General features: G+C 64.3%; 19 protein-coding genes. 16 read left to right on the top strand and 3 right to left on the bottom strand.

Annotated features, from left to right (window positions below; genetic code table 11):
* Positions 1-2: 2 nt before the first annotated feature.
* Positions 3-704, bottom strand: a complete 702-nt coding sequence (locus IVB07_RS29220; protein ID WP_018455003.1) for a FecR family protein — start codon at positions 702-704, stop codon at positions 3-5.
* Positions 705-755: 51 nt separating this feature from the next.
* On the opposite strand from IVB07_RS29220, the gene IVB07_RS29215 reads away from it, so the two are divergent.
* Positions 756-2,186 carry a phospholipid carrier-dependent glycosyltransferase gene (locus IVB07_RS29215; RefSeq protein ID WP_085352672.1) on the top strand — a complete coding sequence of 477 codons (1,431 nt, stop codon included), beginning with the start codon at positions 756-758 and terminating at the stop codon, positions 2,184-2,186.
* A gap of 57 nt (positions 2,187-2,243) precedes the next feature.
* Here IVB07_RS29215 and IVB07_RS29210 read toward each other — a convergent pair whose 3' ends face one another.
* On the bottom strand, positions 2,244-2,885 hold the full coding sequence (locus tag IVB07_RS29210) for an OmpA family protein (protein ID WP_018455001.1): 642 nt from the start codon (positions 2,883-2,885) through the stop codon (positions 2,244-2,246).
* A 513-nt stretch (positions 2,886-3,398) separates the two neighbouring features.
* On the opposite strand from IVB07_RS29210, the gene IVB07_RS29205 reads away from it, so the two are divergent.
* From IVB07_RS29205 to IVB07_RS29145, 13 genes are all read left to right on the top strand, one after another.
* Entirely contained in the window at positions 3,399-3,644 is a 246-nt protein-coding gene (locus IVB07_RS29205) for a hypothetical protein (RefSeq protein WP_018455000.1), read from the top strand.
* A 119-nt stretch (positions 3,645-3,763) separates the two neighbouring features.
* Positions 3,764-4,012 carry a hypothetical protein gene (locus tag IVB07_RS29200; RefSeq protein WP_007595197.1) on the top strand — a complete coding sequence of 83 codons (249 nt, stop codon included), beginning with the start codon at positions 3,764-3,766 and terminating at the stop codon, positions 4,010-4,012.
* Positions 4,013-4,120: 108 nt separating this feature from the next.
* Positions 4,121-5,284, top strand: a complete 1,164-nt coding sequence (locus tag IVB07_RS29195; RefSeq protein ID WP_018454999.1) for a crosslink repair DNA glycosylase YcaQ family protein — start codon at positions 4,121-4,123, stop codon at positions 5,282-5,284.
* A 145-nt stretch (positions 5,285-5,429) separates the two neighbouring features.
* Complete coding sequence (locus IVB07_RS29190) at positions 5,430-6,761, top strand: MFS transporter (protein ID WP_018454998.1); 1,332 nt, start codon at positions 5,430-5,432, stop codon at positions 6,759-6,761.
* Between the two features lie 216 nt (positions 6,762-6,977).
* Entirely contained in the window at positions 6,978-8,084 is a 1,107-nt protein-coding gene (locus tag IVB07_RS29185; RefSeq protein ID WP_085361298.1) for an efflux RND transporter periplasmic adaptor subunit, read from the top strand.
* A gap of 179 nt (positions 8,085-8,263) precedes the next feature.
* A complete protein-coding gene (locus tag IVB07_RS29180; RefSeq protein WP_018454996.1) occupies positions 8,264-11,401 on the top strand; it encodes an efflux RND transporter permease subunit in 3,138 nt (1,045 codons plus the stop codon).
* A gap of 34 nt (positions 11,402-11,435) precedes the next feature.
* Complete coding sequence (locus IVB07_RS29175) at positions 11,436-12,035, top strand: TetR/AcrR family transcriptional regulator (RefSeq protein ID WP_247363620.1); 600 nt, start codon at positions 11,436-11,438, stop codon at positions 12,033-12,035.
* A gap of 178 nt (positions 12,036-12,213) precedes the next feature.
* The gene (locus IVB07_RS29170; protein ID WP_026232855.1) at positions 12,214-12,837 is read left to right on the top strand and encodes a flavin reductase family protein; all 624 of its coding nucleotides are present in this window, start codon (positions 12,214-12,216) and stop codon (positions 12,835-12,837) included.
* A 176-nt stretch (positions 12,838-13,013) separates the two neighbouring features.
* A complete protein-coding gene (locus tag IVB07_RS29165; protein ID WP_247766788.1) occupies positions 13,014-15,281 on the top strand; it encodes an acyl-CoA dehydrogenase in 2,268 nt (755 codons plus the stop codon).
* A complete protein-coding gene (locus tag IVB07_RS29160; RefSeq protein WP_018454992.1) occupies positions 15,281-16,564 on the top strand; it encodes an acetyl-CoA C-acetyltransferase in 1,284 nt (427 codons plus the stop codon). The genes IVB07_RS29165 and IVB07_RS29160 overlap by 1 nt, the downstream gene beginning before the upstream one ends.
* A 2-nt stretch (positions 16,565-16,566) precedes the next feature.
* Positions 16,567-18,663 carry a 3-hydroxyacyl-CoA dehydrogenase NAD-binding domain-containing protein gene (locus IVB07_RS29155; RefSeq protein WP_247299594.1) on the top strand — a complete coding sequence of 699 codons (2,097 nt, stop codon included), beginning with the start codon at positions 16,567-16,569 and terminating at the stop codon, positions 18,661-18,663.
* 36 nt (positions 18,664-18,699) lie between these two features.
* The gene (locus tag IVB07_RS29150) at positions 18,700-19,110 is read left to right on the top strand and encodes an acyl-CoA thioesterase (protein WP_018454990.1); all 411 of its coding nucleotides are present in this window, start codon (positions 18,700-18,702) and stop codon (positions 19,108-19,110) included.
* Positions 19,111-19,332: 222 nt separating this feature from the next.
* On the top strand, positions 19,333-19,524 hold the full coding sequence (locus IVB07_RS29145; RefSeq protein ID WP_018454989.1) for a hypothetical protein: 192 nt from the start codon (positions 19,333-19,335) through the stop codon (positions 19,522-19,524).
* A gap of 230 nt (positions 19,525-19,754) precedes the next feature.
* Here the strand turns inward: IVB07_RS29145 and IVB07_RS29140 are convergent, their stop codons facing one another.
* A complete protein-coding gene (locus tag IVB07_RS29140; RefSeq protein ID WP_026232853.1) occupies positions 19,755-20,231 on the bottom strand; it encodes a nuclear transport factor 2 family protein in 477 nt (158 codons plus the stop codon).
* Positions 20,232-20,385: 154 nt separating this feature from the next.
* Here IVB07_RS29140 and IVB07_RS29135 point away from each other — a divergent pair, with 154 nt between their 5' ends.
* Together IVB07_RS29135 and IVB07_RS29130 are read left to right on the top strand one after the other, a co-directional pair.
* Positions 20,386-21,060 (top strand): HAD-IA family hydrolase, encoded by a 675-nt coding sequence (locus tag IVB07_RS29135; protein ID WP_018454987.1) that lies wholly within the window; start codon positions 20,386-20,388, stop codon positions 21,058-21,060.
* Between the two features lie 91 nt (positions 21,061-21,151).
* Entirely contained in the window at positions 21,152-21,994 is an 843-nt protein-coding gene (locus tag IVB07_RS29130; RefSeq protein WP_018454986.1) for a DeoR/GlpR family DNA-binding transcription regulator, read from the top strand.
* Position 21,995 lies beyond the last annotated feature (1 nt).

Below are 21,995 nucleotides of genomic sequence, written 5' to 3'. Positions count from 1 at the left end.
CTTCAGCGTCCGCACAGCATGCCGTCGTCATGGATGGCGGGCGTGACGGTCGGCGAGGCCTCCGCATATTGGCTGACCGCGCACAGTCCCGCGCTCGCGGCGCAGGTCGCGGCAAAGGTCCAGGGCGGCGTATTGGTCTTACTGATGGAGATCTTGCCGCCGGTCGAGGTGATGATTGCGGTGTCGCCGGGCTGGGTGAGCTGCACGCATTGCTGGCTCGTCGTGCAGACGCTGGCGGCACCGTCCTGCAGCACGACGACCGAGCGGCCGCGCTGGGACAGGATATCGAGAGTGGTACCGCGCACGCCGATGGTCGCGAGCGGGGTCGTGATCTTGTAGGCGGTCTTCTCGGAATGTCCCGTGACGAAACGGAATGCGCCGGTCGTCATGCGGATCGCGACGTCGCGATAGCTGTGCTCGTCGTTGAAGACGGTGCGGTCGAGCTTGAGCGTGGCGCTCGGACCGAGCGACAGATTGGTGCTGTCGGCCATCACGAAGCGAGCCGCGCTGCCGGCGCCGGTGCGCACGGTCTCGTCCCGCAGCATGCTGTCGCCGACGCTGATCGGCGTCGTGGTCGAGGCCACGCGAACGACTTCATTCTGGATCAAGACGGCTTCACCGACGCGCGTCTGGGCTTGGGCGCAAGGGGCCGCGCACAAGAGGGTCGACAACAGCGTGGAGAAAAGCCAGAAACGCAAATTCATTTCGCAACCGATCGATGTGTCCCTGATCGTACCGGATCACGCGCGCTTGCGATGTGGCGGAATTATCACAAGCAGCGCGAGACCTGCGTTATGCTTAGTGACAGTTGCGGCAGAATGCGTTCAATGAAAACCGCGATCTCTATTATTCTCCGCGGTGACGCAAAATTGCCACGCAAGACATCCCCACAAACGCGACTTGACTTGCCTGCGGTTCCGAAGGTGTCGCGGAGCGCAGTGATTGCTGTCGCGATTTTCCTGGTCGCGCATCTTGCCCTGCTGATTGGCCTGACGACGCCGGAGAAGTTCGTCTTCGACGAAGTGCACTACGTGCCGGCGGCGCGGCAGATGCTGGCACCAGCGGTGTCGCAATCGATGCTCAATCCGATGCATCCACCTTTGGCGAAAGAGCTGATCGCGCTATCGATCGCGGCCTTTGGCGACAGCGCGCTGGGCTGGCGCTATCCCGCGACATTGTTCGGCGCGCTCGCGATCGTCGCGATCTATCTGTGCGGCCTCGCGCTGTTCGCCGCGCAAGGGCCTGCGATCGCCGCCGCGCTGATCGCCGCCTGCAACCAGATGCTGTACGTGCAGGCGCGCGTCGCGATGCTCGACATTTTTGCACTCGGCTTCGGCCTGCTCGCGATTGCCGCCTTCATGCATGGCTTTCGAAAGGATCGTCCCCATGCATTATTCGCGGCTGCCGGCAGCCTGTTCGGCTGTGCGGCCGCCTGCAAATGGAGCGGCCTGTTTCCGCTCGGAATCTGCATCGTCATCGTCGCGGTGATCCGCCTGATGCAGGGCTGGCACACCCTGTTTGCCGACGCGAAGCCGGGGGATTGGTACCGGCCTGATCTCTGGCCCGACTTCAGATTACATCACGTCGTGCTCTGCTTCACTGTCCTGCCCGCGATGACATATCTTGCGGCCTTCGTCCCACTCTACGGCGTGTCGCTGCCGGATCTGGTCGAGGCGCAGCGCCGGATCTTCGCGGACAACACCACCACTGCCATCGCCGGCCACACTTATATGAGCGCCTGGCCGTCATGGCCGCTGCTCGCGCGCCCGGTGTGGTTCCTGTTCGACAAGACCGTGGACGACAATGTCTCCGCGATCGTCTTTCTCGGTAACCCCCTGGTGCTGTGGCCGACGCTGCTCGCGCTCGCCGTCGTGCTGCGCGATTTCGTCGTCGCGCGTCGCCGGGATGCGTTCCTGATCGCGGTCTTCTATTTCGGGTCCTGGCTCGCCTGGGCGTTGCTGCCGCGTACGCTCGCCTTCATCTATTACTATCTGCCGGCTGCGACCGTGGCGTCGCTCGCGCTGGTCTACGTGCTGCGGCGGGACGGTCTACCGGGCTGGCTGTTGTGGGCCTATGTCGGGGTCGTCGCGATCGGCTTTGCCGCCATGCTGCCGATCTCGGCGGCCTTCGTCGGCACATCGATGCAGACCTTCAATCGGCTGATGCTCTTCCAAAGCTGGATATGAAATCGCCGCCCGCCGGGAGAACGGCAGGCGGCGTCTTGATGGGCGACAATTTCGGAATCACTTCGACGCGGTCTTGGTGTCCATGTTCACGACCTGGACGCGGCGGTTGATCGGGTCGGCGCCGTTGGCGGCGTCCTTCAGCTTGGTCTTGCCGTAGCCGACGGTGACGAGATCGGTGCCGGTGAGACCGTAGTTCAGCACCAGGTATTTCTTGATGGTGTCGGCCCGCCGCTCGGAGAGCCCCTGATTGTAGGCCTCGGTGCCGACCGCATCGGTGTGGCCGGCGACCACGAAGGTCGAGCCCTTCAACGAGGGATCGGACAGCGCCTTGCCGAGCGCCTGTACCGACGGCACCGACGTCTTGGCGATGTCGGCCGAGTTGTAGTCGAACTGGATCTCCAGATCGATCTTCGGCTTGGTCGCGGCGAGCTCGGCAATCTGCTCGCGCTCGCCCGTCGACAGCGACCGCGTCGAGCGGTTGCGCACGGTGTTCAGGAACGTCGATTCCTTGGCCTGGACCGCCGGATCAACCTGCGGACCTGCGGACAGACCCCGGGTCACGGGCTTCGGCTTCAGTGCATCCAGGATCTGGTTGGTAGAGACATTGCCGTCGCCGGCCATAGCCAAGCCGGCTGTCATCGACAGAATTGCCGAGAGGGTCACCGCCTTGAGTGCAAAAGAGTTATTGAAACGGGTCATTGTCGTATCCTCGTTGTGACGCCTGATGGCTATTTGATGCTGCGAGCATAGGGCAGGTTCAAAAGCCCTGGTGTGATCTTGGTCACGGTGGAAACGGGGCCGTCCTGGACCACGGCAGCGTATTTCAAGCGGTTTCGGTTCATAGAGAGCCGACCCGCGGTCCGCTCCGAGGAGGGGCGCCAGCGCGGGAAGAGAAGTGGTCGCACACCTCTCCGGCGATGGTTCGAGCCGTCGCAGTCCTGTCGTGATCCGCATCACTGAGGACCGCCGCGCCGAGGTGCCGCTCGGGCGGCGGGGGCCGGTTCACTCAAGGAAACCCATGCTCACCGATTGTCGCAAAGCCGTCGCGTGTTGGCCTGTCTGTGAACAATTTTTCGGCCAGATGGACGCCTAGCAGGGCACAGCCTCCAACAAGCGCAAACGAAGGGAGCTGAGTTCCACCCAGTGCCGAGGCCAAGTGATTACCAGTTTTATCGCAATGGCCCGCCGGATCGGACCGTGTCCCTGAGCTCCATGCCCATCTATATCGGGGCGGCGATGATCGCGGTGGCGATCTTGCTGTCGACACTAATCACGGGGCTGACCTCCCGCTATGTCGGGCTTCAAGCGCCGACCGACGAGAACATGTGGCTGGTCGATCGTCTCACCGGCAACGTCTATCGCTGCCAGGCGGAGGAGCGCGGCAAGGCCTCGTGCGAACCCGATGTCGCAACAGGCAGCGTCGGCGACCGGTCCAAAGCCCCGAAAGCCGGCCGCTGAGTCCTGCCGTCTTCGCACCGCAGCAAGAAATTGTCTTCTCCACGAAACGTCTTCGCGGGAGAATACGTATTGCGAAGGCCGACATGACGCCGGTTTCGTTTTGCGGAGGAGACTTTTCGATGAAAATCTTGCTCACAGCTGCAGCTTTGGTCGCGTTCGCCGTTTCCCCTGCATCTGCCGCGATGATGGCGTGCACCAGCGACAATATGATGAAGTCCGCCGCCATGATGGGCGGCACGGCGGATACGCCGGCCAAGACGGCCATGAACAAGGAAATGGCCATGGCCAACACCGACATGAGCAACGGCAAGATGAAAAGCGCCTGCATGCATTACATGAAGGCGCAGAAGGCCATGTCGATGAAGTAGCAAGCGCCTTCCGACCGCGCTGTCAGCAGATGGCGGCGCGGTTTTTCCTTGTCCGCTCCTGGATCGGCTTCTTGGCTGGATGCGAATCCCGCTACACTGCATTCCGCAATGTCCCGCGCGCCCAAACCGATTCCACTCACCACGACACAGGCCCGGCAAATCTGGCTTCATGCCCAGCGGCTGGACGAGCGCGCGCCGTTCGGTGACGGCGCGCAAGCCGTCTCCGACGCGGTCGCCCATCTCGGCTATGTGCAGATCGACACCATCAACGTGATCGAGCGCTGCCATCATCACATCCTGTTCAGCCGGATTCCGTCCTACCGGCGCGCCGACCTGCGCCATGCCCAGAGCGTCGACAAGAGCGTCTTTGAATATTGGACGCATGCGCTGTCTTACGTGCCGGCCGGCGACTTCCGCTTCTTCCTGCCGGCGATGTGCGAGCACCGCCGCGAGGGGCACAAATGGTTCGCCTCGGTGAAACCTGCCGACATGCGCAAGGTGATGCGGCTGGTGCGCGCCGGCCCGCTGACGATCCGCGACATCGAGGACGACGTGCTCACCGAGAAGGAGCATCTCTGGCAAAGCCGAAAACCCTCGAAGCGGGCATTGCAGCTCGCCTTCTACATGGGTGCCGTGACCGTCAGCGAGCGCCAGGGCATGCTCAAGACTTATGAGCTGATGACGCGCCATTTCGGCTGGGACAAGCTGCCGAAGCCGGCGTCGGCAAAGGACATCACGGTCTATCTGCTCGATCGCGCGCTGCGATCGCAAGGTGTCGTGAGCCTCGATTCGGTCTGCCATCTCAACGCGCCGCGCAAGCCGGCGGTGGCTGCCCTGATCGGCTCGCGCGTCCGCCGTGGCGAGCTCGTGCCTGTCGCCATCGACGGTGCCGGCAAGCAGGAGCACTGGGCAGTGCCGGCTGCGCTCGAGCCGGGCGAGTGCGCGCCGCCGGATCTGGTCCATATCCTGTCGCCGTTCGATCCGCTGATCATCCAGCGCAAGCGCACCAATCTCATTTTCGGTTACAACCATTTGTTCGAGGCCTATGTGCCGAAGGCCAAACGCAAGCTCGGCTATTTCGCGCTGCCCGTGCTGGTCGGCGACGAGATCGTCGCCGCGCTCGATCTGAAGACCGACCGGCAGGCGAAGAAGCTGCTGATGCAGAAATGGACCTGGGTCGGCGAGGGGAAGAAGACCGCGGGGCGCAAGGAGCTCAAACGGAAGATCGAGGAGGAGCTCGATCGCTTTGCGAAGTTTCAATTGGCAGAGTAGTTGTGCGCGGCGGGGATCACCGAGCTCTGTCGTAGCGCAACGTGGTGGCCGGCTGCGCCCCTTGCATTGCTTGCTCCATTGACTCTTTCGCGGCGATGCTCAAAACCCCGGATCAGCCCATAAAAGCAACAACCCGGGGGAAGCCATGAGCCAGACCACGACCTATGCCGGTTCGACCGGCGCAGCCAAGTCGGAAATCGAGACCTCGACGATCCGCGCCATCTCCTGGCGTCTGATCCCGTTCCTGGTGCTGGCCTATTTCTTCTCCTATCTCGACCGCGTCAATCTCGGCTTCGCCGCGCTGACCATGAATGCCGAGCTGAAATTCACGCCGCTGATCTTCTCCTGGGGCGCCGGCATCTTCTTCATCGGCTATTTCATCTTCGAGGTGCCGAGCAATCTGGCGCTGGAGAAGTTCGGCGCCAGCCGCTGGATCGCCCGCATCATGGTGACCTGGGGCATCATCTCGGCGCTGATGGCGCTCACGAGCGGGGTCACGAGCTTCTACGTGCTGCGCTTCCTGCTCGGCGTCGCCGAAGCCGGCTTCTTCCCCGGCATCATCCTCTATCTCACTTATTGGTATCCGGCCGAATATCGCGCCCGCTTCCTCGCGGCCTTCGCCATCGCCGTTCCGGTCTCCACCGTGATCGGCGCGCCGGTCTCTGGCCTGCTGCTCGGCCTCGACGGGGCCATGGGCCTGAAGGGCTGGCAGTGGCTGTTCATCATTGAGGGCATTCCCTCCGTGCTGCTCGGCATCGTCACCTGGTTCTATCTCACCGACAGGCCAGAGAAGGCGGATTGGCTCTCGGCCGAGCAGAAGGCCTGGCTCAAGACCAAGCTCGATGCCGAGATCGCGGCCAAGCAGGCGGTGAAGCATATGTCGCTCGGCGAGGCGCTGACCTCACCTAAGGTGATCATGCTGAGCCTCGTCTATTTCGGCTTCGTCGGCGCGCTCTATGGCATGCAGTTCTGGCTGCCGCAGATCGTCAAGGCGTTCGGCCTCACCAACGCCCAGACCGGCTTCGTCACCGCGATTCCGTATCTGTTCGGCACCATCGCAATGATCCTGTGGGCGCGGCATTCCGATGCCACGCGCGAGCGCGTGATGCATGTCGGCGCGCCGTTGCTGCTCACCGCCGTCGCTCTCGGCGTCTCCAGCTATCTCACCGACCCCACCCTGACGATGATCGTGCTGACGGTTGCCGCGATCGGCGTGTTCTGCTGCTTCGGCGTGTTCTGGACCCTGCCGACGGCCTGGCTCTCCGGCACGGCGGCGGCCGGCGCCATCGCTCTGATCAACTCGATCGGCAATCTCGCCGGGTTCGGCGGACCGTATCTGATCGGCTGGGTCAAGGAAGCCACCGGGCAGACCTCGACCGGACTGCTCGTGCTCGCGGTGCTGCCGCTGATCGCCGGCATCCTGGTCTTCATCGGTGGCCACGACAGCAAGCACGAGTTCGCCGAACAGGGGCGGTAGCCTCGAAATGTCGCCCTGGCGAAAGCCAGGCCCATTCCGTGCGGTCCCTCTGGGCCGCGGCGCGACGCTCTCTTCCAACAGTCCGGGCTTTCCGCCAAGGGCAGCGGGGAGGTTACCACCTCTTAACGATCACGCTTTCCTGATGACTGACGATTATTGACTTTCATCAGTGATTAGTCGACATTCCTCTCATTGCAGCCGAGGGAGTGTCCTCCGATGTTCGTCCGATCCGTTTTGTCCAGCTATTCGAGGCTTTTGGCCGGTGTTTCGCTGGCGCTGATGGCTGCCGCCCTCGCTGGGTGCAATGACACCGTCGCTGAAAAGGCCGACCCGCCGCGGCCGGTCTTGGTCGCCACCGCCCACTACGATGCCGAAAAGCCCGAGCGCAGCTTCGTCGGCACGATCAGGCCGCGGATCGAGAGCGATCTGGGCTTTCGGGTCGCGGGCAAGGTCGCCAAGCGTCTGGTCGAAGTTGGCCAGACCGTCGAGATCGGTCAGCCGCTCGCGGTCCTCGATGAGGTCGATCTGAAGCTCCAGGCCGAGCAAGCCGTCGCCGAACAGACCGCTGCGACCGGCGTGCTGGCCCAGGCCGCCGCGGCCGAGCAGCGCGCCAAGGATTTGAAGGCCAAGGGCTGGACCACCGACGCGCAGCTGGATTCGAGCCGCGCCGCTGCCGACGAGGCCCGCGCCCGCCTGAACCGGGCCGAGCGCTCGGTCGAACTGACCAACAATTCCCTTTCCTACGCGACGCTCAACGCCGACGCCCGTGGCGTCGTCACCGCAACGCTGATCGAGCCTGGCCAGGTGGTTGCCGCAGGCCAGACCTCGATCCGTGTCGCCCGCTTTGCCGAAAAGGAAGCGGTCGTCGCGATCCCTGAGACGCTGGTCGGACGTGCCAAATCGGGCGCCGCCAGCGTCACTCTTTGGTCGGAGCCGGGCAAAAAGTACACGGCCAAGCTGCGCGAGATCGCGCCCACCGCGGATCCCGCCACGCGCACCTATCTTGCCAAGTTTTCGCTGCCCGAGGCCGACGACAAGGTCTCGCTCGGCATGACCGCGACGCTGACGCTGTCGGACGCCGCCACCGAACGCGTCGCGCGGCTGCCGCTGTCGGCGCTGTTCAACGAAGGCGGCAAGCCGTCCTTCTACGTCGTCGACGACAACGGCGCGGTCACGCTGAAGCCGGTCGTGGTGAAGTCCTACGAGAGCAACGACGTCGTCATCACCGGTGGTGTCGAAGAGGGCGCCAAGATCGTCGCCCTCGGCGTTCAGAAGCTCGATCCCGGCCAGAAGGTACGGGTCGTGTCGTCACTGTCCTTTTAAGTCTCTTTTACGAGTTACGTCGTGTGAGGTGAGTTTCGGCCCAAGCGCAAATGCTGGGGCTGAAGCGGCGAAGCGATCCAGAACCTGCCCAGCCCCCTGGATTGCTTCGCTGCCTCGCGACGACGCGTTCAACAGAGTGGCTGTGGTTTTTTGCAACCGGATCATCTTTGGAGAGTGCGATGAAGCGCTTCAATCTTTCGGCCTGGGCCGTCAGCCATCCGACGCTGATCCTGTTCCTGATGCTCATACTCGGCGTCGCCGGATTCTTCTCCTATCAGAAGCTCGGTCGCGCCGAGGATCCGTTCTTCACGGTGAAGGTGGTCAACGTCTCCGTGCTGTGGCCGGGCGCGACAGCGCAGGAAATGCAGGCGCAGGTCGCCGATCCCATCGAGAAGAAGATCCAGGAGCTGCCCTACTTCGAGAAGGTGCAGACCTATTCCAAGCCCGGATTCACTGCGCTCCAGGTGACCTTCCGCGATTCTACGCCGCCGAAGGACGTGCCGTATCTCTTTTATCTGCTGCGCAAGAAGCTGGTCGACGTGCAGGGCCAGCTGCCCGCAGGGATTCTCGGGCCCGTCGTCAACGACGAGTTCTCCGACGTCGATTCCATCCTCTACATGATGACGGGCGACGGCGCCGACTACGCCCAGCTCAAGAAGGTCTCGGAAGGTTTCCGTCAGCGCCTTCTGAAGGTGCCGGGCGTGACCAAGGTCGACGTTTACGGCAACCAGGATGAGCGCATCTTCGTCGAGTTCAGCCATGCCAAGCTCGCCACGCTCGGCATCACGCCGCAGGCGCTGTTCGATTCGCTCGCCAAGCAGAACAACGTGACGCCGGCCGGCACGGTCGAGACCTCGTCGCAGCGCGTGCCGCTGCGCGTCACCGGTGCGCTCGACGGCGCCAAGGCCGTCGCCGAAACCCCGGTCGAGAGCAACGGTCGCGTGTTCCGCCTCGGCGACATCGCCACCGTCACCCATGGCTATGTCGACCCGCCGAGTTTCGTCGTGCGCCAGGAAGGCAAGGCCGCGATCGGCATCGGCGTCGTCACCGCCAAGGGCGCCAACATCCTCGATCTCGGCAAGGAGGTCGAGAAGGCGACGGCTGAATTCATGAAGGCGGTGCCGCAGGGCGTCGACGTCAAACTGATCGCCGACCAGCCCAAGGTGGTCGAGCACGCGGTCGGCGAGTTCGTACACTCTTTCATGGAAGCCCTCGTCATCGTGCTGTTCGTGTCGTTCCTGGCGCTTGGCTGGCGCACCGGCATCGTGGTCGCATTGTCGGTGCCCCTGGTGCTCGGCATCGTCTTCGTCGTCATGAACACGATGTCGCTCGACCTGCACCGCATCACGCTCGGTGCGCTGATCATCGCGCTCGGCCTGCTGGTGGATGACGCCATCATCGCCGTCGAGATGATGGTGGTGAAGATGGAGCAGGGCTGGGACCGCATGCGTGCGGCGTCCTTTGCCTGGGAATCCACTGCGTTTCCGATGCTCACGGGAACGCTGGTCACGGCCGCTGGCTTCCTCCCCATCGGCTTTGCCAATTCCGCGGTCGGCGAATATGCCGGCAGCATCTTCTGGATCGTGGCGATCGCGCTGGTCGCGTCCTGGTTCGTGGCGGTGATCTTCACGCCCTATATCGGCGTCATGCTGCTGCCCAACATCAAGGTGCACCACAATCACGATCCGCACGCGGTCTACGAGACCCGCATGTATCGGGGCCTGCGCGCCATCGTGCAGTGGTGCGTCGACCACCGCATCACCGTGGTGGTCGCGACCGTCGGCGTCTTCATCGCCTCGATCGTCGGTTTCGGCCACGTCCAGCAGCAGTTCTTCCCGCTGTCCGAGCGTCCCGAGCTGTTCCTCCAGCTTCGCCTGCCCGAGGGCACCGCCTTCAACGTCACCGAAAAGGCGGTGAAGAAGGCCGAGACCATGCTCAAGGACGACAAGGACATCGAGACCTACACGGCCTATGTCGGACAGGGCTCGCCGCGCTTCTGGCTCGGCCTCAATCCGCAGCTTCCGAACGAGGCTTTTGCCGAAATCGTCATCGTCGCAAAGGGGGTCGAGGCGCGCGAGCGCATCAAGGCCAAGCTTGAACACGCCGTTGCCGACGGCGCGCTCAACGAGGCCCGCGTGCGCGTCGACCGCTTCAATTTCGGTCCCCCGGTTGGTTTTCCCGTGCAGTTTCGCGTCATCGGACCCGACGCCAACAAGGTGCGCGAGATCGCCTACCAAGTCCGCGACGTCATGCGGCAGAACAAGAGCGTCAAGGACGTCCAGCTCGATTGGAACGAGCAGTCGCCTTACCTCAAGCTCGTCGTCGACCAGGATCGCGCACGCGCCATGGGCCTGACCCCGCAGGACGTGTCGCAGGCGCTGTCGATGCTGATCTCGGGCTCGCAGGTGACGACCGTGCGCGACGGCATCGAAAAGGTCGGCGTGGTCGCGCGCGCCGTCTCGTCCGAGCGGCTCGACCTCGGCGCCGTCGGCGATCTCACCATCACCTCGCGCAACGGCGTGGCCGTGCCGCTGCAGCAGATCGCCAAGATCGAGTATGCGCACGAGGAACCGATCATGTGGCGGCGTAACCGCGACATGGCGATCACCGTGCGCTCCGACGTCGTCGACGGCGTGCAGGCGCCCGACGTCACCGGCCAGATCGCGCCGAAGCTGAAGGCAATCAAGGACAACCTGGAGCCGGCCTACCGCATCGAGGCGGGCGGCGCGTTCGAGGAATCCGCCAAGGGCAACGCCTCGATCTTCATTCTCTTCCCGCTGATGGTCATGGTGATGCTGACGCTGCTGATGTTCCAGCTGCAGAGCTTCTCGCGCCTGATCCTGGTGTTTCTGACTGCGCCGCTCGGCATCGTCGGCGCCTCGTTCGGGCTCAACATCGCCAACGCCCCGTTCGGCTTCGTGGCGCTGCTCGGCCTGATCGCGCTCGCCGGCATGATCATGCGTAACGCCGTGATCCTGGTGGATCAGATCGAGACCGACGTCTCGCACGGCCTGACCCGCCGCGAGGCGATCGTGGAGGCCACCGTCCGCCGCGCCCGTCCGGTGGTGCTGACGGCGCTTGCCGCCATCCTCGCCATGATCCCGCTGTCGCGCTCGGCATTCTGGGGGCCGATGGCGATCACCATCATGGGTGGCTTGTTCGTCGCGACCTTCCTGACGCTGCTGTACCTGCCGGGCCTCTACGCCCTCTGGTTCCGCAAGAGCCTGGATGAGGCGGGCACGCCCGAGCAGCCTGCCGCGCCGCAGCATGGGAGCGATGACCAGAACGCAATTCCGCTTGCTGAGGCGGCTGAATAAGTGAAGATGAACTGCTGATTGACGAGTCTGACAGATGACACTGGTTTCGGAACATATCGAAGGCGACACCCGGGAACGCATTCTCGACGTGGCCGAGAGGCTGTTCCGCCAGATCGGCTATCTCAAGACCACGGTCGGCGACATCGCCAAGGAGCTCAAGATGAGCCCCGCCAACGTCTATCGCTTCTTCGAATCGAAGAAGGCGATCCATCAGGCGGTGGCCCGTTCGCTAATGGGCGAGGTCGAGCTGGAAGCGCAGCGGATCGTGGCCAGGCCCGGTCCGGTACTGCCGCGATTCCGTGAGCTGCTCACCACCATCAATCGCATGAACACCGAGCGCTATGTCGGCGACAATAAGCTGCACGAGATGGTCGAGATCGCGATGCAGGAGGACTGGGACGTCTGCGTCAACCACATGGAGTGCATTGCCGGGGTCATCGGCCAGATGATCACGCAAGGCGTGGCTTCCGGCGAGTTCGAGGCGCCGGACCTGCAACTGGCTGCGCTGTGCGCCTGCACCGCGATGATGCGCTTTTTCCACCCCCAGATGATCGCCCAGTGCGCTACCAAGCCGGGCCCGACCATCGACCAGATGATCGATTTCGTCATCGCGGGATTGTCCCCGCGCCACTGACGCGGCGGCGGATTTCCTCCTATAAGCAGGCCGACCGCCACGGAATGACGGCTGATGGCGGGCAAGGACGGATCAACAAACTCCGTCATTGCGAGCTTTGCGAAGCAATCCAGACTGTCTCTGCGGAGGGATTTTGGATTGCTTCGCTGCGCTCGCAATGACGAGAAGGAAACAGCGCGTGACCGACAAAGACCTGCACTTCTACGAGCCCGCCAAGGGCCACGGCCTCAAGCACGATCCCTTCAACGCCATCGTCGCGCCGCGGCCGATCGGCTGGATTTCGTCGCGCGACACCAACGGCCACGTCAACCTCGCGCCCTACAGCTTCTTCAACGCTTTCTGCTACGTCCCCCCGATCATCGGCTTCTCCTCCACCAACTGGAAGGACACGGTCGAAAACATCCAGCAGACCGGCGAGTTCGTCTGGAACCTCGCCACCATGGACCTGGCCAGGCACATGAACGCGACTGCGGCGCATGTTGGCCCTGAGGTCGACGAGTTCAAAGTTGCGGGCCTCACCGCCGTGCCCGGCAGGCTCGTCAACGTGCCGCGCGTCGGCGAGAGTCCCGTCGCCTTCGAATGCAAGGTGTCCGATATCGTCCGCCTCAAGGGCGCCGACGGCAAGGAAGCCAATGCCTGGCTGACGCTCGGCGAGGTCGTTGCCGTCCACATCGACAAGGCCATGATCAAGGACGGCGTCTACCAGACCGCCGCCGCCCGCCCGATCGTACGCGCCGGCCGCAGCGGGGATTATTTCGAAATCAAGCCGGAAAACATGTTCGAGATGGTGCGGCCGGATTAGACCGGCCGACCGCGAAGCTATCCCCTCCCGGAACTGCCACCACGCCTCGGCCGTTATGGCCCCTGGGCGGCTGCCCGGCCGCGTCAATTCGCGTCTTTCCGCAGGCGAAGTCTTCACCGCCGCCGGCCACTTTCCGCTAAAATGCCCGATCACCGCGCCGATGCATGAGGTCCGCCATGAGCTTCCGCCGCGACACCCTGACCAAGCCGATTTTCTCCTGGGCGCGCGGCGTGCTGCCGGCGATGTCGGACACCGAGCGCGAGGCGCTGGAGGCCGGCGACGTCTGGTGGGACGCCGATCTCTTCACCGGCAACCCCGATTGGTCGAAGCTGCTGAAGGTCCCGCAGGCAACGCTGACCGAAGAGGAGCGGGCCTTCCTCAACGGCCCGGTCGACGAGCTTTGCGCCATGCTCGACGAGTGGAAGATCTTTTCGGAATGGCGCGACCTGCCGCCCGATGTCTGGCACTTCGTCAAGCGCGAAAAATTCTTCGGCATGATCATTCCGAAGGAGTTCGGCGGCCTCGGCTTCTCGCCCTATGCGCATTCGGAAGTGGTGCGCAAGATATCGACCCGCTCGATCGCCGCCGCGGTGACGGTGATGGTGCCGAACTCGTTGGGCCCCGGCGAGCTCCTGATGCACTTCGGCACGAAGGAGCAGCAGCAGCGCTGGCTGCCGCGTCTTGCCGATGGCCGCGACATTCCCTGCTTCGGCCTCACCAGCCCCGAGGCCGGCTCTGATGCCGCCTCGATGGTCGACACCGGCATCATCTGCAAAGGCACCTTCGAGGGCCAGGAGGTGCTGGGCCTGAAGCTCAACTGGCACAAGCGCTACATCACGCTCGGCCCCGTCGCGACGCTGCTTGGCCTCGCCTTCAAGGCCTATGATCCCGATTATCTCGTCGGCGACCAGGAAGAGCTCGGCATCAGCGTGGCGCTGATCCCGACCAATCTTCCCGGCGTCGAAATCGGCAAACGCCATTTGCCCTCGATGCAGGTCTTCCAGAACGGTCCGAACTGGGGCCGCGACGTTTTCATTCCGCTCGACTACGTCATCGGCGGCCAGGCGCGGCTGGGGCAGGGCTGGAAGATGCTGATGACGGCGCTCGCCGCCGGCCGCGGCATCTCGTTGCCGTCGCTCTCCGCCGCCGGCGCCGCCTATGCCGCCCGCACCACCGGCGCCTATGCCCGCATCCGCGAGCAGTTCGGCATCTCCATCTCCAAATTCGAGGGCGTCGAGGAGCCGCTCGCCCGCATTGTCGCCACTGCCTATCAGCTCGACGCGGCGCGACGGCTGACCTGCGCGGCACTGAATGCCGGGATCCATCCCGCCGTCATCTCGGGCATCATGAAGCTGCACGCGACCGAGCGGATGCGCACCGCGGTCGACGACGCTATGGACATCCATGGCGGCAAGGCCGTGATCGACGGTCCGCAAAACTATCTCGGCAATCTCCACCGCGCCGTTCCGGTCGGCATCACCGTCGAGGGCGCCAATATCCTCACCCGCAATCTCATCGTGTTCGGACAGGGCGCCATCCGCGCCCATCCCTATCTGCTCGACGAGATGAATGCGCTTGCCGATGCCGATCGCGAGCGCGGGCTCACCGCCTTCGACAAGGTGTTCTGGAAACATGTCGGCCACAGCTTCGAGACACTCTTGCGCGCGTTCGGCCGGAGCTGGAGCTTTGGTGTCTTCGCGCTTGCACCCGATGCGGGTGACGCCAGGCCATTCTATCGTCAGCTCTCGCGCTACTCGGCGGCTTTTGCCCTCTGCGCCGATATGGCGCTGTTGACGCTCGGCGGCGCGCTCAAGCGCAAAGAGATGCTGTCGGCGCGCTTCGGCGACATCCTGTCCGAGCTGTATCTGCTCTCTGCCGCGCTGAAGCGCTGGCAGGACGAGGGCCGGCAGAAGGAGGATTTTGCCGCGCTCGAATGGTGCATGGCGACGGGCTTTCGGACCATCGAGAACCGGCTTGCCGAGATTCTCGCCAATCTGCCGAACCGCTTCGTCGCAGGCATCCTCAAATTCGTGGTCCAGCCCTTCGGCGCCCGCGTGCTGGGTCCCTCCGACCGGGTCGTGCATCAATGCGCGAGCCTCGTGCTGGAGCCGTCGGCCGCGCGCGACCGCCTCACGCCCGATCTCGCTTATGTCGACGACGATGGCGGCTTCGCCCGGCTGGAGCGCGCGTTCAACCTGATCGCAGGTGCGGACGCCATCGCCAGGCGCATGCGCGCGGCTCATCTGAGCGACTGGAAGGATGCGGTGGCCAAGGGTGTGATCACGCAGGCGGAGGGCGAGCAGCTGGCCGCGGCCCGCGAAGCCGTTACAAAGGTGATCGAGGTCGACGATTTTGCGCCGGAGGCGCTGTCGCCGATTTACAAGAAAACCGGCGACGTGCATCAGTTCTTCCAGGAACTCGGTGAACAAAGGGCGGCGAGCTGATGGCACGACCGGTTTTCATCGTCGACGGCAGTCGGACGCCGTTTTTGAAGGCGCGTTCGGGGCCGGGGCCGTTCACGCCGGTCGATCTCGCCGTGCAATGCGGCCGGCCACTGCTGGCGCGTCAGCCGTTTTCGCCTGATACCTTCGACCAGGTCATCCTCGGCTGCGTCAACGTGATCGCGGACGAAATGAACCCGGCTCGCGTCGCCGCGCTCCGGCTCGGCATGGGCGAGGACATGGTCGCCTTCACCGTTCAGATCAATTGCGGATCCGGCATGCAGTCGATCGACACCGCGTACCGCTACATCCGCGAGGGCCATGCCGACATGATCCTGGCCGGCGGCACCGAGGCCTTGAGCCACGCGCCGCTGGTCTGGCCCAATTCCGGCGTGCGCTGGTTCGCCGGCCTCGCCACCGCCAAGGGCGTCGCCGCGAAGCTTGCCGCGGCCTTCAAGCTGCGGCCGCGCTATCTCAAACCGATCATCGGCCTCGAGCGCGGGCTGACCGATCCTATTACCGATCTCAACATGGGCCAGACGGCCGAAGTCGTCGGCCATCTCTTCGGCATCACCCGTGCGCAGTCCGATGCCTATGCCGCCGAGAGCCATCGCCGGCTCGCGCATGCGCAGGCGGAAGGTTTTCTCAAGGGCGAAGTCGAAACCGCGTTCTCCCGCGACGGAAAATTCTTCGACCATGATGATGGCGTGCGTCCGGACTCGACGGCCGAGAGGCTCGCAAAACTCCGGCCCGTGTTCGAGCGTCCCTGGGGCCAGGTCACCGCCGGCAATTCCTCGCAGATCACCGATGGCGCGTCCTGGGTGATCCTGGCGTCCGACGAAGCGGTCGCCAGGCACAAGCTGACGCCGAAGGCCGTCATCGTCGACAGCAACTGGGCCGCACTCGATCCAAGCATCATGGGTCTCGGTCCTGTGATGTCGGCGACGCCGTTACTGAAGCGCAATGATCTCACCATCCAGGACGTCGAGACCTGGGAGCTCAACGAGGCGTTCGCCACCCAAGTGCTCGGCTGCCTCGCCGCCTGGAATGACGACAAGTTCTGCCGCGAGATTTTGGGACTGGACGGCGCTGCCGGCGAGGTCGACCGCGACAAACTCAACGTCGATGGCGGCGCTATCTCGCTCGGGCATCCCGTCGGCACGTCCGGCAATCGCATCGTGCTGCATCTCGTCAACACCATGAAGCGGCTCGGCACGCGGCGCGGCGTTGCCACCGAATGCATCGGCGGCGGGCTCGGCGGCGCCATGCTGATCGAGGCGGTATGACCATGGATTCCAGGATCATGACCGCGCTCGGCGACCGCGTGCTGGAGCTCGGGCCCAAGCCCGCCGCCGATCGTCCCTACAAGCACTTCAAGCTGACGCGCGACGCCGACGGTGTCGCCTGGCTGCTGTTTGACCGCACTGACGCCAGCGCCAACACGCTGTCCTCGGAGGTGATGGAGGAGTTCGACGCCGTGCTGGCGGCGATCGAGACCGAGCGCCCTGCCGGCCTCGTGATCCGCTCCGCAAAGCCGTCCGGCTTCATCGCGGGCGCCGACGTCAACGAATTTCGCGGCGCCAGTGACGCCGGGATGGTGGAGACGCGGATCCGCGCCGCCCATGCGGTGGTCGATCATCTTGAAGCGCTGAAGCTGCCGACGGTCGCGGTGATCCACGGCTTCTGCCTCGGCGGCGGGCTCGAAGTCGCGCTCGCCTGCCAATCGCGCATCGCGATCGACGGCGCGCGCTTCGGTTTCCCTGAGGTGATGCTGGGGCTACATCCCGGTCTCGGCGGCACCGCGCGTTTCACTGCGCTGGTCAATCCGACACAATCGATGGCCCTGATGCTGACCGGCCGCACCATCGATGCCCGCCGCGCCAGATCGCTCGGCCTCGTCGACACCGTGACGCAGGAGCGCCACGTTCGCAATGCCGTCAAGGATGCGCTGTTCGGCCGCCTCAAGAGGGCGCGGCCGGGTTTTCTGACGCGTGCGGCGAATTTCGGCCCGGTGCGCGGGCTGCTGGCCAAACGGATGCGATCGGAGGCGGCGAAGGCCGCGTCCCGCGAGCATTATCCGGCGCCCTATGCCTTGATCGATCTCTGGGAGACCCATGGCGGCAGCAAGGCCGCGATGCTCGGGGCAGAGCAGGCCTCGTTCGCCAAGCTGATGGTGACGCCGACCGCGCAGAATTTGATCCGCGTGTTCTTCCTGCGCGAGCAGATGAAGAAAGCGGCAGGCTCCGGCAACACGATCAGGCATGCCCACGTCATCGGCGCGGGCGCCATGGGCGGCGACATCGCGGCCTGGTGCGCGGGGCAGGGGGTGCGCGTCTCGCTCGCCGACATGAAGGCGGAGCCGATCGCGGGCGCAGTCAAGCGCGCCGCCGAGCTCTACGGCAAGATCATCCGCAAGCCGACCGAGGTGCGCGACGCGCTCGATCGCCTCATGCCTGACATGGATGGGGAGGGCGTCCGCAACGCCGATCTCATCATCGAGGCGGTCCCGGAGAAGCTCGAGCTCAAGCAGAAGGTCTATGCCGGCCTCGAGCCGCGAATGAAGCCGGGCGCGATCCTCGCGACCAACACGTCGAGCATTCCGCTGCAGGATTTGCGCACCACGCTGGCGCGGCCGGAGCGGCTGGTCGGTCTCCACTTCTTCAACCCGGTGTCGCGGTTGCAACTGGTCGAAGTCGTCAGCCATGACGGTAACGATACGCAGGTGCTGAAGGAGGCACTCGCCTTCGTCGGCGCGATCGATCGGCTGCCGTTGCCGGTGAAGAGCTCGCCGGGCTTCCTCGTCAACCGCGCGCTGACGCCTTACATGCTGGAAGCGATGGTGATGCTGGACGAGAAGATCGACCAGCGCCTGATCGACGCCGCCGCGGAGCAGTTCGGCATGCCGATGGGGCCGATCGAACTGGCCGACCAGGTCGGGCTCGACATTTGTCTCGATGTCGGCGACATGCTGCGCACCAAGTTCGGCGATCTGCTGCCGCCGACGCCGGCCTGGCTGCGCGAGAAGGTCGCCAAGGGCGAACTCGGCCGCAAGACCGGCAAGGGCTTTTACGTCTGGCGTGACGGCAAGGCCGAGAAGGCGCCGTTGCCCGAGACCGGTCCGCGCGTCACCGACCAGATGATCGACCGCCTGGTGCTGCCGATGTCCAACGTCTGCGTCGCGGCGCTTCGCGAGGGTATCGTGGATGATGCCGACATGGTCGACGGCGCCATGATCTTCGGCACCGGTTATGCACCGTTCCGTGGCGGCCCGTTGAATTATGCGCGCACGCGTGGCGTCGATCATGTCGTATCCACCTTGCGCGCGCTGGCCGGAAGATTCGGCGAGCGCTTTGCGCCGGATCCGGGCTGGGACAATTTCAAGTGAGCAATTTCAAGTGAGCAATCTTCAAGTGAGAGCGGCATGAACGAGCAAGCCGATGCCGGGCCGGGCGGCGATCTCTGCATTCGCACGCTGGCGATGCCTGCCGACACCAACGCCAACGGTGACATCTTCGGCGGCTGGCTGCTCAGCCAGATGGACGTCGGCGGCGGCGTGTTTGCGTCAAAGGTCGCGAAGTCGCGCACCGTGACCGTCGCCATCGAGGCGATGAATTTCCGCAAGGCCGTCTATGTCGGCGATCTCGTTTCGGTCCACGCCCACCTCGTTCGCGTCGGGCGCACCTCCATCACCGTGCATCTGGAAGCATGGGCGCTGCGCCGCGGCGAGCAGCAACCGTTCCTCGTCACCGACGGCAACTTCACCTACGTCTCGATCGACGAGCACGGCCGCCCGCAGCCGGTTCGCCCGACCGACACCGCGATCGCGACGTAATCGCACGCGGCGTTGCGCCTCATCTGTCTGATGCGTGCGGCAACACCAAACGCGGCGCGACTGAGTCCCGCCGCCGCGGCTTTGCCAAGAACCAGTCATAAAACGGATGAGGTCCCGGCGTACTCCGTCGCGTGTCGATCCGGGGTGGAAACGGCGTCAAAATGCCCAGGAACCTTTGGGCAGAACTGCCGTTGTTTGCCCGCACTGAGGAATCCACGGACCATGCCGGACAGCTACATCATCGAAGTCGATTCGCAGACCGCAGGTATCGTCGTTCGTTCCCAGGGAGGCTACTGCTTTTTCGCCTCGTCCAGCCGCTTCAACCGTCTCGAAGGCCAGCTCTTCCGCAACGCCCGCGAAGCCGAGCGCGCCGCGCGCAAGCTGGTTAACGGTGATGTGAAGGAAGCGGCTTAGTCCTCCCGCGGGTCATTCCGGGCCGCGTGTGGCCCGAGAGGTGGGAATCTTTTGCCGCGAACTCTGCCTTCCCTTCTCGCCTTGTTGGAGAAGGTGGCGCGTAGCGCCGGATGAGGGGTCGTCTCCGCGAATTCCAATGCGAGAGGATTCGTTGTCGGACAGAAACCCCTCACCCGACTTCGCTTCGCGAAGCCACCCTCTCCCGCAACGGAGAGGGGAAGAGCCGTTGTTCACAACTTCGTCGCCGCCCGTGAGAGCAGCTTCCAGTCGTCGCCCTGCTTCTGCCAGTTCATCAGGATGTGAAGGTTGGTCGGCACTTTTTTCCCATCAGCCGCCATCTCTTGTTCCGCCACCCAGTGGAAGCGCACGATCGCGGCGGGGCCGACGACCTTGATGGTCGGGTCCTTGTACTCGATCGACAGGAATTTGGATTTGCCGTCGGTGGCGTTGGCGATGAAGGTCGCCTTGTCCTCGACCTTGCCGCTGGAATGGCTGTAGCTCACCTCTTCGGCGCAGAGTGCGCCGAGCGCCTTGGGATCGGCCGCGATCTGGGCGAGACGGAACGCCTCGACCTTCTTCGCCACGGCTTCCTCGTCGGCCGAGGCCGCCAGCACCGGTGTCGTGAGCGCTGAAACTGCAAGAGTGGAGACGGCAAGAGCTGGGACGGCAAGAGTCGAGAGAGCGAGATCGCGTCGGTTGATCGTCATCGTTTCCTCCTTTTTGGTCTTGCATGGAGTGTTGCAGTCGCACGCGACTTTGTCGAGGGTCGCGTATTGGTCATGCACGTGCGTCATTGCGCGATTGACGCTGTATTGATACGGCTTTCGTATTGATGCGTCATATATTCGGGAAAGTACGGACATGATCGAGGCTATCGGCAGGGCGTTGCTGTTCGACATCGACGGTACGCTCGCCAACACCGATCCGCTGCACTTGAAGGCGTTCAATCTGGTGCTCGGCCCTCGCGGCCACGTCTTCGATCACGCGCGCTTCTCCAGAGAGCTGCAAGGCTTCGCGAATGTATCGATCGGCGAGCGTTTTCTGCCCGACGAGGCGCCCGAACGGCGTGCCTTGATCCTCGATGAGAAGGAGGAAGTCTTCCGCACGCTTGTTGCCGGGCAGATCGAGCCGCTGCCGGGCCTGATGGCGCTGCTCGACAGGGCGGATGCGGCCGGTATTCCCATGGTTGCCGTGACCAATGCCCCGCGGCTCAATGCGGAGCTGCTGCTGTCCGGCCTCGGCATCACGCACCGCTTCAAGGCGCTCGTGATCGGTGCCGAGCTGTTGCACGGCAAGCCGCATCCGCTGCCTTATCAGGAAGGGTTGCGCTTTGCCGGCGCCAGCGCCATGGCCTCGATCGCGTTCGAGGACTCCCGCACCGGCGTGCAATCGGCCGCAGCGGCCGGCATTCCGACCATCGGTATCCGGACCAGCCTCAGCCATGCTGATCTCGTCGCCGCCGGGGCCATCGCCTCCGCCAGCGCCTTCGACGATCCGGAGCTGCTGGCGCGTCTCGCCGCCGCAATGGCGTGGTGAGGACCTTGGTCCGTTAACCGTGATCGGCGCGCGCATTGACCGAGCGCGCGAACCGCCGCACCATGCAGCTTCCTGACTTGAGGCCATCGCCGTGACCGGACTGACCCATCGCCAAGCCGAAATCCTCAACATCGCGCGAGCCTCGGGCCGCGTCATGGTCGAGGAGCTGGCGCGCCGGTTCGAGGTCTCGGCGCAGACCATCCGCAAGGATCTCAACGACCTCTGTGAGCGGCGCTCGCTGACCCGCATTCATGGCGGCGCCATCATCGCATCCGGCGTCGAAAACCTCGCCTACGAGGCGCGGCGCTTCGTCGCCGCCGACGAGAAGAAGGCGATTGGAGCCGCGGCCGCCTCGCTGATCCCGAACGGCTGCTCGCTCTTCATCAACATCGGCACCACGACCGAGGAGGTCGCGAGCGCGCTGACCTCGCACGAGGACCTCCTCGTTATCACCAACAATCTGAACGTCGCCATGCTGCTCTATCGTCATCCCCGCATCGAGGTGGTGGTCGCCGGCGGCACGGTGCGGCGCGCCGACGGCGCGGTGGTCGGCTCGACCGCGACGCAGCTGATCGGCCAGTTCAAGGTCGACTATGCCATCATCGGAGCGTCCGCGATCGACGAGGAGGGCGCGCTGCTCGACTTCGACTATCGCGAGGTGCAGGTGGCGCAGGCCATCATCGCCAACGCCCGCAGCGTCATGCTGGTCGCTGATTCCACCAAGCTCCGGCGCAGCGCGCCGGTCCGCATCGCGCATATCAGCCAGATCCAGACCTTCGTCACCGACCAGGAATTGCCAGAGCGCCTCGCCACCATCTGCCACGGCAAGGGCATCGAGGTGATGGCCGCGATGCCGAAGGGGGCGGACGTCGATGAGGCTCAGGCCGAGGCACAAGAAGCGCCCGAGGCCGCGCCGGTGGTGCGGCTGAGGTAGG

Origin of the sequence: Bradyrhizobium sp. 172, from assembly GCF_023101065.1 — a bacterium.
Lineage (GTDB): Bacteria > Pseudomonadota > Alphaproteobacteria > Rhizobiales > Xanthobacteraceae > Bradyrhizobium > Bradyrhizobium canariense_D.
Note: the sequence above shows the minus strand (reverse complement) of the source record. Positions and strands in the feature narration are given on the sequence as shown.